Source organism: Ruegeria sp. CK1, assembly GCF_056536545.1.
This window is the reverse complement of the sequence record NZ_JBQFPX010000005.1, coordinates 128,243-143,848: the sequence shown is the minus strand read 5'-3', so window position 1 is coordinate 143,848 and position 15,606 is coordinate 128,243. Positions and strand designations below refer to the sequence as shown.

General features: G+C 53.3%; 15 protein-coding genes. All 15 read right to left on the bottom strand.

The window, feature by feature from the left end; translation table 11 throughout:
• The 15 genes from pdeM to ACR0L3_RS13375 all read right to left on the bottom strand — a co-directional run bounded on the left by pdeM (position 1) and on the right by ACR0L3_RS13375 (position 15,253).
• The gene (gene pdeM / locus ACR0L3_RS13445) at positions 1-663 is read right to left on the bottom strand and encodes a ligase-associated DNA damage response endonuclease PdeM (RefSeq protein WP_480746246.1); all 663 of its coding nucleotides are present in this window, start codon (positions 661-663) and stop codon (positions 1-3) included.
• A gap of 41 nt (positions 664-704) precedes the next feature.
• Positions 705-3,116 carry a ligase-associated DNA damage response DEXH box helicase gene (locus ACR0L3_RS13440; protein ID WP_480746245.1) on the bottom strand — a complete coding sequence of 804 codons (2,412 nt, stop codon included), beginning with the start codon at positions 3,114-3,116 and terminating at the stop codon, positions 705-707.
• Between the two features lie 40 nt (positions 3,117-3,156).
• Positions 3,157-4,464, bottom strand: coding sequence for a P-loop NTPase family protein (locus ACR0L3_RS13435; protein ID WP_480746244.1), 1,308 nt, complete (start codon positions 4,462-4,464; stop codon positions 3,157-3,159).
• Between the two features lie 117 nt (positions 4,465-4,581).
• Positions 4,582-5,127: a prepilin peptidase gene (locus tag ACR0L3_RS13430; protein WP_480746243.1), complete on the bottom strand. Its 546-nt coding sequence runs from the start codon at positions 5,125-5,127 to the stop codon at positions 4,582-4,584.
• A 3-nt stretch (positions 5,128-5,130) separates the two neighbouring features.
• Positions 5,131-5,982 carry a tetratricopeptide repeat protein gene (locus ACR0L3_RS13425; protein ID WP_480746241.1) on the bottom strand — a complete coding sequence of 284 codons (852 nt, stop codon included), beginning with the start codon at positions 5,980-5,982 and terminating at the stop codon, positions 5,131-5,133.
• A gap of 30 nt (positions 5,983-6,012) precedes the next feature.
• Positions 6,013-6,537 carry a tetratricopeptide repeat protein gene (locus tag ACR0L3_RS13420; RefSeq protein WP_480746240.1) on the bottom strand — a complete coding sequence of 175 codons (525 nt, stop codon included), beginning with the start codon at positions 6,535-6,537 and terminating at the stop codon, positions 6,013-6,015.
• A 76-nt stretch (positions 6,538-6,613) separates the two neighbouring features.
• Entirely contained in the window at positions 6,614-7,588 is a 975-nt protein-coding gene (locus tag ACR0L3_RS13415; RefSeq protein WP_480746239.1) for a type II secretion system F family protein, read from the bottom strand.
• Positions 7,589-7,598: 10 nt separating this feature from the next.
• A complete protein-coding gene (locus ACR0L3_RS13410; protein ID WP_480746238.1) occupies positions 7,599-8,567 on the bottom strand; it encodes a type II secretion system F family protein in 969 nt (322 codons plus the stop codon).
• Positions 8,568-8,578: 11 nt separating this feature from the next.
• A complete protein-coding gene (locus tag ACR0L3_RS13405; RefSeq protein WP_480746237.1) occupies positions 8,579-10,012 on the bottom strand; it encodes a TadA family conjugal transfer-associated ATPase in 1,434 nt (477 codons plus the stop codon).
• A 25-nt stretch (positions 10,013-10,037) separates the two neighbouring features.
• Positions 10,038-11,267 carry a CpaE/TadZ family protein gene (locus ACR0L3_RS13400; protein ID WP_480746236.1) on the bottom strand — a complete coding sequence of 410 codons (1,230 nt, stop codon included), beginning with the start codon at positions 11,265-11,267 and terminating at the stop codon, positions 10,038-10,040.
• A 197-nt stretch (positions 11,268-11,464) separates the two neighbouring features.
• Positions 11,465-12,091, bottom strand: coding sequence for an OmpA family protein (locus tag ACR0L3_RS13395; RefSeq protein ID WP_480746235.1), 627 nt, complete (start codon positions 12,089-12,091; stop codon positions 11,465-11,467).
• A 16-nt stretch (positions 12,092-12,107) separates the two neighbouring features.
• Positions 12,108-13,514 (bottom strand): type II and III secretion system protein family protein, encoded by a 1,407-nt coding sequence (locus tag ACR0L3_RS13390; RefSeq protein WP_480746234.1) that lies wholly within the window; start codon positions 13,512-13,514, stop codon positions 12,108-12,110.
• Between the two features lie 191 nt (positions 13,515-13,705).
• Positions 13,706-14,584, bottom strand: coding sequence for a Flp pilus assembly protein CpaB (gene cpaB, locus ACR0L3_RS13385; protein WP_480746233.1), 879 nt, complete (start codon positions 14,582-14,584; stop codon positions 13,706-13,708).
• A gap of 150 nt (positions 14,585-14,734) precedes the next feature.
• Positions 14,735-14,959 carry a hypothetical protein gene (locus ACR0L3_RS13380; RefSeq protein WP_480746232.1) on the bottom strand — a complete coding sequence of 75 codons (225 nt, stop codon included), beginning with the start codon at positions 14,957-14,959 and terminating at the stop codon, positions 14,735-14,737.
• Positions 14,960-15,049: 90 nt separating this feature from the next.
• On the bottom strand, positions 15,050-15,253 hold the full coding sequence (locus tag ACR0L3_RS13375) for a Flp family type IVb pilin (RefSeq protein ID WP_480746231.1): 204 nt from the start codon (positions 15,251-15,253) through the stop codon (positions 15,050-15,052).
• Positions 15,254-15,606: the final 353 nt, after the last annotated feature.

Below are 15,606 nucleotides of genomic sequence, written 5' to 3'. Positions count from 1 at the left end.
CTACCTTGGCATCGGGATGATCTGCGGCTGAGGGCCGGTCAGGATCGCCAAGGCCTTTTTGCCCATAAGTGTGTCTAACGCCTGATCCGAGCTTCGCATCCCACCAATATAAGTCCCATATGCTGGTAGGATCAGTCGTTTTTGATCCAACAGGAAAGCCGGTCGGGTGATCGCACGGCCGCGTGCTTTCAGTTTCGCCTTGGGATGGTAATGGCCGGAAACCTCACCCGTGCAATGTGGTTGGGCTATATGCCGAAAGGTCAGGGGACCAATTTTACATTCGGACAGATGCGAACCGCCTAAGTCAATCGGGCCGGGGTCATGGTTGCCTTCGATCCAAATCCACCGGCGGCCTGCCTGCATGGCTGTTATGTCTCTTTTCTCTGCTGTGCTGATCGCTACCGAGGCTTCTAGGTCATCGAAACTGTCCCCTAGACAAATCACGGTGCTGGGATTTGTAGCGGTGATATCGGTTGCCAATCGGGTCAGGGTTTCTCGAATGTCGTAGGGGGGCAGGGTCGGGCCGCCGAGGCGCGCGATGCGTTCGGATTTTCCCAAATGCAGATCAGAAACGCACAGAATGCTTTGGTCCGGCCACCATAAGGCCCCCGATCCTAAAGCGCTGAAGCTTTGACCCGCAAAAGAAAACGTTATTTCGTTCATGATATGTTCTTTGCGCGTTTCTAACTGTGATGCAAGGGATATCAGACGGGCTCTAGCCCTGCGGCTTGCAATAGTCGTGCGCTTTCCTCTGCCACAAGGCGCTCCTCTGCTGCACCTTTTACCGGAACCTTACCGACTTCCAAGAATAACGGCGCGGCAAGGGGTGAAACTCTGTCCAGCCGCAGCAAATCAATACGGTTGCCGATGCGGGCGATCATTGCTTCGATCCGCCCAAAGTCCACCAACCCGCGCATAGCTTCTTCGCGGGTGATCTGCATCAACAGGTGGTCTGGGTCGTATTTCAACAAAGTGTCATAGAGGATGTCCGAAGAGAATGTCGCCTGGCGCCCGCTTTTGCGCTTACCAAGGGTGTTGCGTTCTATCAGGCCAGCGATGGTGGCCGAAGCGCGAAACGTCCGCTTCATCACCGCGTTTCCAGCCAACCACGTCTCAAGCCCGTCGCGCAGGGCGTCCAGCTGGAACAGAGGGCGCGGATCGGTCACCGCGTCCAGTCCCCATATCAGAGTGGCATAGTCGGTGGCCACGAAACCCAGCGGCGCCAAGCCGGTTTCTTCCATCCGTTTGGTCAGCAACAGGCCCAGCGTCTGCTGCGCATTCCGCCCGGCGAAACCGTATACGCACAGATGCTCGCGACCATCATTAGGAAAGCTCTCGATCAGCAACCGGTCGCGTTGGGGCAGGCGAGATACATCCCGCTGGAGGGCCAACCAGTTGGCTGTATGCACTGGCAGTTGCGGCCAGTCAGGCTGGGCAAACATGCGCAGGATACGTTCGCTCAGCTGCGTTGAAGTGGCGAATTTGGTTCCCGAAAACACCGCCACCTTTGGTTTTCGGTCGGCGCGGCGACTAACCTCGACCACCATCTCTCGCAGCCCCTCGTAACGCACGATCTGACCACCGATCAGGAATGTGTCACCAGGGGTCAACGAAGCGGCAAAGGCCTCTTCGACTTCACCCAGAGGTTTGCCGCCGCGATTGCGTTTCAAGCGCACTTTCAGTGTATCGGTATCCTGAATGGTGCCAAGGTTCATGCGGATACGCTGGGCTGCGCGCGGGTCGCGTAGCTGCCACAACCCGTCGGGACGTTGTAACAGCCTTTGCCAGCGGTCATAGGCGCGCAGCGCGTAGCCTCCTGTCGCGCAGAACTCTAGGCAGGCGTCGAATTCTATTCGGGTCAGTTCAGAGTAGGGGCCGGCGGCAGTCATTTCGGTGAACAGCGTGTCCGCATCGAAAGGCCCCGCTGCCGCTGCGATCAGGATATGCTGACACAACACATCGCGCGGCCCAGCACCACGTGGTTCGCCGTCCAATTCTTGCGCCTTTGCAGCTTCAAGCGCGGCGACGCATTCGACGACCTCAAATCGATTGGCGGGAACCAACAAAGCTTTTGAAGGCGCATTGTAACGGTGGTTGGCACGTCCTATCCGCTGCACCAACCTTTTGACGTTTTTGGGTGCGCCGATCTGGATCACCAAATCGACATCGCCCCAGTCGATGCCCAAATCCAAACTGCCGGTGCAAACGATAGCGCGCAGGTCTCCGCGGACCATGGCGGCCTCGACCCGTTCGCGCTGCTGCCGGTCTAAACTGCCGTGGTGGATACCGATGGGCAAACCTTCATCGTTGGCTAGCCATAGGTTGTGAAAGAAAATCTCGGCCTGCGCGCGGGTGTTGTGAAAGATCAGCGTCGTGTTGTGCTGTTTGATTTGTTCCAACACCGCCGGGATGGAATAGGCTGCACCGCCACCGGACCAAGGGGGCATTTCCTGCGTTTCCAGCATCTGGATATCGGGGTCCGGGCCGGGGTCAGCCTGTACAATTTGGCAAGGGTCTGGATGCTGGGCCAGAAAACGCGCGATGGCTTCAGGGTCTTCAACCGTTGCAGACAACCCGACCCTGCGCATATCCGGGCACAAGGATTGCAGTCGCGCTAAGGCCAGCATCAACTGATCCCCGCGTTTGCTTTCGGCCAGAGCGTGAATTTCGTCGATGATGACGCGTTGTACACCAGCGAACATGCGCGGCGCGTCCTCATAAGACGTCAGCAGGGCGAGGCTTTCTGGCGTTGTCAGCAGGATATGCGGCGGGTCCACCCGTTGTCGTTTCTTCTGTGTGGCCGAGGTGTCACCGGTGCGATCCTCAATCCGGATGGGCAGGCCGATCTCTTCCGCAGGCGCGCGCAAGTTGCGCCGGATATCAGCGGCCAGCGCCTTTAGTGGGGACACATAAATTGTGTGAAGACCCGCATGAGCCCGTTCTGCCAGATCCGCTAGAGTAGGCAAAAAACCGGCCATGGTTTTGCCACCGCCAGTCGGTGCAATAAGCAATGTGGCAGGATCCGCAGCCCTATTGAACAAGTCCTGTTGGTGCGGGTGGATAGACCAGCCTTTGTCTGAAAACCAATCTGTAATCCGTGCGGGAATCTGCGTCATGCGCGCAGATTACCCGGCCCATCAGCAAATTGGCACGACGTTATTTAACGATTTTCTCGTCTTTAACGAACATGTTGGACCATGCGCGGTCGATCAGATCGGGGCTCATCTGATAGGGGATTCCCTCAAACTCACAGATTGAGATCATCTGATCGATCAGGAAGATCGGCTGATAGTTCGCGTAAATGTTGTTGATGGTCGGATATTTGACTTTCAACAGGTGGACCAAGGCAGCCTCATCCAGAGGCATGCCGCGTTTACGGGCTATCATGGCAAAGATTTTCAGGAAGTTCTCTTGGTTCGGGCCGTCGATCTTGATCTTGAAGAAGATCCGGCGCAGGGCGGCTTGGTCAAAGATCTCGTTTGGATGGAAGTTGGTCGAGAAAATGACCAGCGTATCGAAGGGGACTTCAAATTTTTCACCCGATTGAAGGCCAAGGATATCCTTGTTTTCCTCCAACGGAACAATCCAGCGGTTGATCAGGGCCTGCGGCGGTTCTTGCTGACGGCCAAGGTCGTCCACGATGAAGATGCCGCCGGTCGATTTTAGTTGCAGCGGTGCCTGGTAGGTTCGTGCCGTCGGGTTGTAGACCAAGTCCAGCATGCTGAGAGATAGTTCACCACCTGTCACAACGGTCGGGCGCTCACATTGAACGTAGCGAGAATCGAACCTTTTACGGCGGCGCAGGCTGTTGGGGTCGTCAGGTTCCTGTTCAATTGCGTTATGAACGATCGGGTCATAAACCGTGATTACCTGACCAGCATATTCGATAGCGTAGGGTACATAAACGTTATCCCCCAGAGCATCCCGGATCCCGTTCGAGATGGAAGATTTACCGTTGCCCGGAGGGCCGTACATCAATACCGAACGACCGGCGCTTACCGCAGGGCCGAGCTGGTCTAGAAGGCTGTCTGGCAGAACCAGATGGCCCATTGCGCCAACCAACTGGTCGCGGGTCACTTGAATGTTGCGGATCGACTGGCGTTTGACCTGCTCGCGGTAGACTTCCAGCGGCACGGGCATGGCGCCAAAATATTCCGACTGACTCAGCGCGTCCAGCGCGCGGGCCTTACCGGCGTCGGTCAACTGATAGCCCATCTCGTTACCGCTGTTAGCGTTTAGCGTACCTGTGGCCTCAATCAGCTTCTGTTCGCGGGCCATGTCGATCAGTTCTTGCGTGACAGCACCTGGTAGGCAAATGGCTTTGGCGATTTCGGAAACGGTATCCGCATTTTTACGGAAGATCGTCTTCAACATAATGTCGCGCATCATGACGATGGGCAATTTCATTTCACCCAGCCCCTTAGGAGCAGGTGGGGCCATAACCGATGTAGTCTGCATATTCATGAGCGTTGCCCGTCTATCCAGTATTAACGCCAAAAGCCCCCAACAGGGCTAACCTATAGAAAAGTGAAGGGACTTTGTGGCAGTACCATGGCAGCTGCAAGGCGGCTTAATGATAGTTTACGAGCCGTAAACAGTACCTAGGATCAGGTAGAGAGCCAGAGTTCCACCTAGCGGGAAGCCCATCGGAAAATGTTTGGTTCTGCTCCAACTTTCCCAATCTGGTGCGAAATTGCGCAGTTGCGTTCTTTTAACCAGCCTGTGAGTGATAAAAGCTGCAAGCGTGGTAAGCGCAAGAACGACCAAAATCAGCCGTGTATCGCCAACCCAGACGAACGGAGATGCAGCGGCCAGAAACTTGGCGTCACCAGCCCCCATAACGCCTGCCGCGTTAAGCAAAATGCCGATAATCAAAATGACCACGATGTGAAGCAAGTGCCAAACATACAGGGGTAAAGCTAGCGATATTGGCCCGAAAGATACCGCCGTCCAATCTGTCGACCAAGGTGGTAGAACAAACAGACCAACAACAATGAAAACAAGGACAAGCGCAACTACGGCGTGGTTTTTGATCAGCATCTGCCGCAAGTCAGTGAATGCCACGTAAAAACAAATTGGCAGGACAAACGGTAGAAACCACAGCGCAGCATGCGCAGGAATTTCCATTAATCAGGCGCCTTCCAAAGCGCGGAGCGAGCGAACTGCCTCGTCATAATGCTGCGGATGAGTGGCTATGGCCTCGCGGAACAGGTTCTTTGCCGTTGTCACGTCACCCTGTTTCACCGCCGAAATCCCCATGGTATTCAACAACATGGCGCGCTCAACCTGCGTTAGGGGAACAACGGGCATACTGTAATTCCCCTGCGCTGCACGGGCCAGAACCAAGTTATTTTTGGCAGTGAAAAGGGACTGGTCCTGACGGATCGCCTCGGTGAACAGACGTTCCGCCTCGGAATACTGGCCGCGGGTTAACTTGGAATAACCCCAATTGTTCATGACGCCACCAGGACGTGTCGTTAAGCCAACCGCAGTTTCATAGAAATGGTCTGCCCGTTTCCAATCTTTCGTTGAATCAGCGACCACAGCTTCTAGGCGATAGCGTTTGAACGTTTCGTATGTGGGCGGAATGCCATTCAAGACGGATCGTGCTTGCCCCCAGTTCCCGGCGCGCACAAGGGCATCAGCATACTCGACTTTGTCGATATTCGCAGCCCCCTTCATCGTCGTAACTTTTTTCCAGGCAGAGACTGCTTCGGTTGTCCGCTTGGCCCGGGTTAATGAAATCGCCAGTCCGCGCTGCAAATCTATGCGACCGGGATTCTTAGCAGCTGCACCCTGAAAATAGGTAACAGCTTCGTTCGGGTCTGCTGCGGTTAGTAGAACCTCGTTCAGGTTGGTCTCGTCAATGACGTTGACTTCCTGATAGGTGCGTTCGACTTTTTCTTCTTCGGTTTCCTTTTCGCACGCAGACAGAACCAGCCCGCACACGACGATTGGCGCAATCAAGAAATGTTGGCGCATTTTTTGCGTCCCTTACTGCTCTTGCCTCTGTCACGGGAGCTTGCGTAGCTTGAATTGCCCGTCGCCTTGCTGCTCCAGCGTAAATTCTTGTTCTTCTGCCGTAGTATTAACAGGATTTTCCATTTTTGCGAGTGCTAAGCGCAGATTGTCTCGGATTGCGTCACTTTCGCCATTGTCCAGAGCGTAGGCACGTTTGAAAACTTGGGCGGCTTCTGGGTATTCACCCAATTCCATTAGAGCCACTCCTAGGTTGTTCCAGGCGACAGGCCAGTCTGGGTTGTCCTGGACGGCTCGGCGTAGCAAGGTTTCGGCCTGCCCAAGACGTCTGAGCCCCAAATTTGCTGTTCCCATTGACGTCAGTATTTGCGTGGTCATCCCTTGGTCCAACGCAGCACGCGAAAAGGAATCTAGCGCCAGTTCATACTCACCAGCAGCCATCAGCCGGTTGCCAACCGTTATTTCGTCTTCGCCTTGGCCCTTTGGGTCTATTCCAGGGGCATCAAGGTCATCGTTCAGACTTGCATCCGTACACGAGGCCACCAGGGCGATAACCATGGCGGCCTTCAATGCGCGGTGCATCCCGAAATGGGCGCGTCTGTATTCCGATATCATTAGGTTTTCAGCCGCTTGCCTACTTTCCAAGTTCTGCGATGCCCTTTGCCGAAGGTCCAACCAGGATGATCAGCAATGGCGGGACAGTAAGGATCATTGTGGCAAGTGTCATCTTTGTTGGCAACTTGTTCGCGGCTTCTTCTGCGCGCATTACGCGTTTGTCGCGCATCTCGCCCGCATAGACCCGCAGAGCATCGGCGATAGAGGTACCGAATGTTGCGGATTGGATCATAACGGTCACGAACGCACTGACGTCCTGCACACCGCAGCGCGTGGCAAAGTCGCGCAGTACCGAGTCCTTTTCTTTGCCGGCCTTCAATTCGTAAGCAACAATTTCGAATTCCTGTGAAATCTCTGGGTATGAGGCGCTCATTTCTTTCGCAACACGTACGATTGCCTGATCCAGTGACTGACCAGCTTCGACACAGACCAACATTAGGTCCAGCGTATCTGGGAAGCCGGCAGTTATTGCCTCGTGCCTTTCTTCAACGCGTCTTGTGATCCAGTACTTTGGAAGGAAATACCCCACGACTACAGGGATAATAACGCGAATGGCCATCTGCGAAGGTGTAAACTCTTGATCACCTGCCAGTACTGTCACCAACATGACGCCAACCAAGATGCCTACAATTCCCAAGGCAAACTGAGCAAAGTGAAAGAAGCGCACCGCATCTTTCGAGTGATATCCCGCCTGCCGCAGTTTGAGCTGTATTGCCGACAGTTCTTCCTCGTTTTTGGGTTCGAGGAAAGTGGCAAACTTCTCCAGTTGCTCGTTTCGGCTGGCGTTCCGAAGTTTGTCCTTCTTGACCTTTTTGTCGGCCTTAGGAGCCGTCGTCGACCGTTGCAGCTTTTTCAGTGGATCTTCTGGTTGGTTGAGCATCAAAGACACTGCAATGATGATCATTAACAGGCCTAGAACACCAAGTACTATGAGTGGGCCAAACTCACCCAGATGCTGTTTAATCAGGTCGTTGATTGGGTTCAGAAATTCCATAATCGCGCCCTCAGACCTTAATGTTGGTGAGAATTTTCATGACGATGATGTTCAGCGTCAGCATGATACCGACAACAAAGCAGAGCGGGATAAACAAGGAGTGATCCAGAACGTCATCATAGTACCCGGGGTCATTTACAAGAATAAACACCAGGCAAAACAGTGGGAAACCGGAAAGAAATTTACCTGACCATTGCGCTTCGGCCGTAATCGCTTTCACACGGCGGAATAGACGGAAACGAGCGCGGATCACCTGAGCCAGACCAGCCAAAATTTCGGCAAGGTTACCACCTGATTGCTGTTGGATGCCGACAGCAACCGCCAAAAAGCGGAGATCCTGCATATCCAGTCGCTGAGCCAGATCCTTTAAAGCTTCGCCCATGTCACGTCCATAGGCGCATTCGTCAGCGATCACACCAAACTCCGTGCCAAGCGGGTCCTGCACTTCGTTGGCGACAATTTGAACTGAAGACACAAACGGATTACCCACACGCAGAGAACGGACCATAAGTTCTACTGCGTCTGGAAGCTGCTCTTCCATCATGTCCATGCGCTTTTTGGCTTTGCGGCTCACCCAAGTGTAGACCCCGCCAACACCGATCAATACCGACAAGGCGACGCGCAATACCATTTCCGTTGCAGTGCCAACGCTCAGGCCGACAAACGCAAAGCCGGAAACCAGAACCATAACCAGGATCAGTTGTCTAGGAGAGAAGGCTATTGCCGCCTTTTGCGCTTTATCAGCCAGCAAAGAATAAAGCGGAATGCTCTGGGACTTCATGTGCTGCTGCATCTCTTTGCGCAGCTGTTCCAGAACCTGCTCTCGCCCAACGCCTTTGTCCAGCATATCGAGACGCCGATTCACGCGGCTGTTTAGGCTAATTGATTTCCCGAAGGCCACAAGATAGATGCCTTCAACCAGCGCGAACACCGCGACGAAGACCACTACATATATGATCACCTCAACAGGCAGTTGCATGTTCAGATCTCCTACATCGTCGTTGGTTCATAAATTGAAGTGGGCAAATCAAACCCCCAAAGACGGAAACGCTCGGAAAAGTGACTGCGCACGCCAGTTGCAGTGAAGTGACCGATGATTTTGTTGTCGGGCGTCAGTCCAACACGTTGAAATTTAAAGATTTCCTGCATCGAAATTACGTCACCTTCCATGCCGGTGATTTCGGTGATTGACGTCATACGGCGCGAGCCATCCTGCAGACGGCTGGCCTGTACGATCAGGTTCACAGCGCTTGAGATTTGGCTACGAACTGCTTTGATCGGCATCTCAATCCCAGCCATCGCGATCATGTTTTCTAGACGCGAGATACCATCCCGCGCCGAGTTAGCGTGGATCGTTGTCATTGAACCGTCGTGGCCGGTGTTCATCGCCTGAAGCATGTCGATCACCTCAGCGCCACGCGTCTCGCCCACGATGATGCGGTCAGGCCGCATCCGCAGAGCGTTTTTAAGACAGTCGCGCGGGCTGACTTCACCTTTGCCTTCCACGTTAGGTGGACGGCTTTCCATTCGACCCACATGGGTTTGTTGCAATTGAAGTTCCGCCGTATCCTCGATCGTTAGGATGCGTTCTGCATCATCGATAAAGCTGGATAGGGCATTCAGGGTCGTCGTTTTACCCGAACCCGTACCACCCGACACGATGATATTTAGACGAGTCGACACTGCGGCTTGCAGATAAGCAGCCATTTCTTCGGTAAAAGCGCCAAAATTCACTAGGTCGTCGATGCCCAGCTTATCCTTTTTGAACTTACGTATCGAAACCAGTGATCCGTCCACCGCAATTGGTGGAACCATCGCGTTGAAACGCGAACCATCTGCAAGACGGGCGTCAACATATGGGTTGGATTCATCGACACGACGGCCAACGGCGGACACGATCTTGTCGATGATCCGCATCAGGTGTTTTTCGTCCTTGAAGGTAATGTCGCTGATTTCCAACCTACCGTCGCGTTCCACAAAAATCTGTTGCGGGCCGTTCACCAGAATATCGTTGACTGAATCGTCCTGCAGTAGGGTCTCAAGTGGACCAAGGCCAGTGACTTCGTCGTAGAGTTCCTTGTTCAGTTGCGAGCGATCCTCGCGGTTCAGAACAATATTTCGGGACTCGAGAACTTCGCTGGCGATAGCGCTGATTTCCGCGCGTAGTTCTGCCTCGCCTGCATTTTCGAGCGCAGAAAGGTTCAAGTTTTCCAGCAATTCACGGTGCAGTTCGACCTTGATCTCGCCCAGGCGTTCTTTGCGCTTGCGTTCGCGATCGGCACCTACAGGTTCCGCTGCTTTGTTTTTCAGAGGACGCCGGGCCACCGCGTTGGCTGTCGGCGCTTTTTCAGGGACAGGCGCCGGCTTTGCGGCCGGTGGTTGAACCGGCTGTGCTTCGGGCTGCTTCTTGTATCTTGAAAACACGGCGGCTTTCTCCCTTTAATACTGGTTACGCGGCTTCAGCGTCGCTACTGCCAAGGCTGTGAAGGGATTTCGCGAGTTTTGCGATTTCCCTGCGTAGCGGATTTTTGGCGGCTGCACTGGCCAGCGGCTGTCCGTGATCGCCGCTTTGCATGACGGGTTTGCCACCTTCGGGCAGCAGTAGATCGATAGAAATTCCCAGGCTTTCACCCATCCGTTTGACCCGGCTCTTGCCGTTCAGATCGGTGAACTTTGGTGCACGGTTCAATGCGAAGCGCAACTTGTTGAACGGCAATTCTTCAGCCTGCAAGGCACGCTTTAGGCGCAGCGCATTCTGGGCTGAACGCATATCCAGCTCAATCATAGCGAAATAAACGTGGGCGCTTTGAAGAACGGTTTCTGACCAATGAACTAGCGTCGAGGGCATATCCACGATGACATAATCAAAACGCCGCCGTGCGGTGTCGATGACTTTTTCAATGTCTTCGGGGGTGATTAAATCCAGCGGAACCATGTCCGAAGGTGCCGTCAAAACAGAAAGCTTTTCTTCATAGTTTTGAAGCGCTTGTGAGAATACGTCATCATCCATTGAGGATGTGTCTGACAGCATTTCAAAGACGGTTTCGCGACGCGGTAGGTCCAGATAGGTCGAAACTGTGCCGAACTGCAAATCCAGATCCAGAAGGCAAACAGACGGTGCGTCTTTATCTGAAACTGTTGCCAGTTCCCAAGCCAGATTGACCGCCATTGTGGTCGAGCCCACGCCACCGGCCAATCCATGCACCACGAACAAAGCCCCTTCTTTCGACTCACCTTGGGCCATCGGGGCTGCGGCCTGCTGAACTGCAACCGGATCGGGTTGGTTCATCCGCTGGATGGCTTCTTGAAGCTCACCCTCGGGAAGCGGGTAGGGGACAAATTCATCAGCACCTTTGCGCAAAAGCTGATGCAGTGAGGCTGGCGTAACATCCTCAGCAATAAGAACAATCTTGATCTTTTTTTCTTTGGCACGGGTGATGATCTCACCCATCAGTGACAAGTTATCTTCGTCTTCACCGTCAATCGCCAAAGCAACAAATTCCAGAGAATCAGCATCGGGTTGGCTGAAAAAAGCCAGAGCTTCGGCAAATCCAAGATCACCCCACCGCTCTCCCAGAGCCGCTTCCATATCTTCGATCAAGAGATCGAAATTTTGGACATCACGGCTGATAGTGCAGGCCAGGATGGCATTTTCGTTTTGTGGCGTAGCGCTGGTCATTAACACAATCCTCGTCGCGAGAGCTGGCACCCCGATTGAGCTTGAGAACTCTGTCCGGTGTGCCGTCGTCCCTTTGCGGCCATTTGAGCCACAGGTCACCTAATTGTAGAGAATTTGGCTTGGAACTTAGGCAACATTTAGGCGCAAAAGAACCAATTGTTGGGAAATGGGCGACGATGCCGCCCATTTCCATGCGATTATTCGTCGCCAGACTCGGCAGTATCTTCACGCGCAATGTAACTTGGACGCGTCGCGCTCTCGACATACTCGCGATAAATCACTGCAGCGTACTTGCCGTCCAGAAGTTGCGGTGCGCGATCCACGAATCCTGATACCTCGGTCACGGTTCGACGGTTACGGCGATCCCTGTTCGGAGTGTCAATCAGTGGACGCGCTTTGCCAAACGACACCACTGCCTCGAGGCGTGATCGAGAAATGCCCTGTTGTGTAAGGAACGCAACTGCAGCATTGGCGCGCCGTTGACCTAAGGCTTTATTGTAACTCGATGAACCCACAGCATCGGTATGACCGTATACGCGGAACCTTGCCTCAGGGAACTGCTTGATCCAATCGGCTTGGCGCAGCAAAATTCGCTGAGCTGTCGCATCAAGCTGTGCGCTGTCAAAGGCAAAGTTGATCTGCGTAGGCACTTCGGCTGCGAATCGCTGGCCCAAGATTTGGGCGTAGGTCAGCTCGCCGTTCATGACCTGGACATTGTTCAAGGTCGCATTTCCGAACGCACCTTGATCAACTTCGTATCCGGCCTCACGCGTACAAGCGGCGACAGCGACCGAAAGACCCAGTGTGATTATCCACTTTTTCATTGGTCCTATCCTCCTATCAATCCAACACATAGCCGTAAGAGCTGCCGAAGTCCTGTTTTGCGACTTCGGATGCGCCTCCGGCCCCCGGACGCTCAGTGCGTGCGGTTCTTCCGTTGATGAATAGGTCAAATTCGCTCGGCGGTTTGACACGATCAGTTGGTAAAGCAAGTGCTTCTCCACGCGTCGGTGACACGAGATGCGCAGTGACGATGATAACCAGTTCAGTTTGTTGGCGCTGGTACTCTGCGCTACGGAACAATGCGCCCAGTACCGGCACATCACCGATCCAAGGAACCTGGCTGTTCAGATCCGTGAAGTCATCTTGAATCAGGCCAGCAATTGCAAAGCTTTCACCATCACGCAGTTCAACTGTCGTTTTAGTTTGTCTAGCAATAAAGGTAGGCACGTTGTTGCCTGCGATTGTAAAGTCAGAACTGTTATCAATGCTCGAGACAGATGCACCCATCTCAAGGTTGATCAGATCGCCATCCACCACTCGCGGTGTAAACAGTACCTGTACACCGAAGTTCCTGTATTCAATGGCAATATTCCCGTCGTCCGCGGGAACTGGAATCGGAACTTGACCACCAGCAAGGAATTCCGCCTCTTGCCCAGATAATGCAGACAAGTTCGGTTCTGCCAAGCTGCGCGCAAGACCTTTTGCTTCCAGAGCTTCTAGCAAGAGACGAACTTGCGTAGATCCGGCCCCGAACCCAAACAGGATTGCACCTGTATTCGTTTGCTGGATAGGGATGTTGTTGTTCAGAGCATTGGCCAAGGCGCCAGCAGAGTTCAGAGTGTTGAAGCCACCAGTTACATCGCTGCCACCAAAGCCCAGCGATGCTGTCAAGCTTTTGGCCACCGATCGGCTCATCTCAGCAAAGCGCACTTTGAGCATCACTTGCTGCACACCCCCGACTGACATCAGATTTGAAACCCGTTCAGGCGCATACCGCTCAGCCAATTCCAAGGCACGGGCCAATTTGGCGCTGCTTGAAATGGTGCCGGACAGGACGATACCGTCGTTTGCAGTACGCACTTCGATCGGCTCGGCCGGAAGAATCTGCCGCAAACGCTCTTTAAACTCCGATACGTCCGGTGAGACACGAACCCTGACGTTTGCCAGCAAGTTGCCGGCGCCGTCAAACAATGTCAGCGTGGTAAGGCCTGGCGCCTTACCCAGAACGTAAATCGTGCGGTCTGAAAGCGACGAAATGTCCGCAATGCCAGCGTTTGCGATGCTGAGCTCTGCAAATGGTTCTTCGCTTTCAACAACGATTGCGCGGTTCATGGGAACGTCCAGCGTTTCAGCTGTGCCATTCTTTACCACACGTAAGGTTTCCGCCCAGGCCGTTTGGCCGAGCGGGCTAATTACAAGCGACAACCCAAGCAGGGTTGCGCTGATCCAAGAACTAATTTTCATGTGACCTGCCTCTCCGATCACGCCTCGTTTGGGGTCTATTGCCCTATGCCGAATAACCCTGCGCGAATTACGAATTTATTGCAATAATCAATGGTTTCCGGAAGTTTCCTTATGTGGGGAATGCGCAACATGCGAAAGGAAACAAGCCGCGCACATGGCGCGGCTTGTCTGAGTAAGGCCCTGATTTAGCGTCAGTTTGTGCAGGGGATTTGGGTCTTGACGATTTCCCCACCACGGCGCGTATTTACAGTGCAGATTTCCTCTTGGACAGCAACCGGGGCGGGGGCCGTCTCTTTAAGGCCAAGCAGTTTTTGTTGGTTCACTTCGATCGCGCTGATCTCTTCTGTGTCATCTTGCGCCCCAACCAAGGCTAGCGACATGCGTCCAGTATTTTGGGCCTGCGCCAAAGCGGCAACTTGCTCTGGTGTCGCGGCAACCGTCACTGTGCGAGCGATTGTTGCGCCCGTAATGTCGGATCCAGCAGTTTGGTCGACTGCAATAAGTTCAATCTTGGATTGAATAAGCCGCGTGATTTCGCCACCAGCGCCCTCAAAATTACCACTGACGGACCCAGTCCAATAGACATCCACTACGTCGCCTGGCCGCAGAAAGCCGGAGACGCCCGATGCGACGTCAACCCTAAAGGCAAATGCGCGCTTGCCCTTTTCGATTCGCGAAACAAGTCCAGCGGACTCCCCAGGATTGGTGACTTTTACGCCAAGAATCGCTTCGTCTTTTTCCATTGTCCTTAAAACGAATCGGTCGCCTTTTGCGTCTTCAGGGAACAGAACGGCCATGTCTACAAAGGTGCCTTCTGGAATCGCATCCTCTGGCCAGTTTACGATTCTGACGTCTTCAGTGGTCAGGCGCTCTCCATATTTCAGTGAGCGATCAGAAACTATGACGCCAACGGTTGGAATAGTTTTTACGTTGGCCAATGCATCCTGCGTGGCTTTGCGCTCTTGGGCAAGCTGGTCCTGATATTGCGCGATGTAGTCTCGCGCCAAATAAACAGCGCCGCCGGCCAAACCCAACCCGATTAACAGGACAAGTCCAAATACTGCACGCATCCGCGTCCCCTTATACAGTTTTTCTTGTTCTGTGCCGTACTGAATACGACATCGATTGACCCCGTGTAGAATAGAATTGTGTCGAAAAGGGGGACAATGCGTGAATTTGTTCTGATCCGTGACTTTCAGATCAACCTGAATTTAGATTAGTCAGGACGGCGGATCGCTGAACTCGACTACAATTTCCATTTGTTCGACTTGGGTTGCGGCGCTAGAAAGAGCTTGTCCGCTTTTTGCATCAATTCCCTTGACGGGTTCGGCTATATAAAGAGCGACAAAACCGCCCATAAATGCGATTGCAGCAGTTAGGACCACCCAATCAACTGTCACGGCCCCATCTTCGTTCTCTGTGAAATATCTGATTCTGTTCGTCATGTGAGCACCAGATGTCGAGAGGTTTAAAAAAAGGGCCATGCCGAAACAGGCAAGGCCCCACTCTAAAGTCTTTTAGATTAAGCAGCTGACTTATTCAGGGTTAACATTCAGGCTGCTTGCTACTGATGTGCCGCTCAGTGTAGAGCCAACAGCGTCAGCGATATCCTTGGTGCCACCGCCAATTGCTCCATAGGCAACTGCGGCCAGGCCAACGACTGCTGCGGTCAGAACAACCCAGTCAACTGTTACAGCGCCGTCTTCGTCTTTGCGGAAGTTCTTGATGAACTTGATCATGTTACGTCCCTCCTAAAGGATCAAAAAGTAAATAAACCTCGGCGTGCTACAGAGCTTTCTCTCTCAGTCCGCTCCCGACCGTCTCGGTATGGCATTAGTTTTGCCTGTTAGGAGTGGCAGGAATTGGGCCAAACACCGTTTTTTTTAATTTTCGCTTAACTTTTTGATGAAAAATTTCCTAAGTATAAGAAAATAAACACTAAAAAATCCAAAAGAACCGAAGTCACCCGGTGGAGACGATGCAAAATTGCGCCAAATGAGGCGAAACTGCCCCAATTCGCAGCGTTTCTCTGGCTTTGCAAAGGTCTTTGCGTTTCAAATCGCACAAAAGCAAAAGCATAAACACGAGGCAG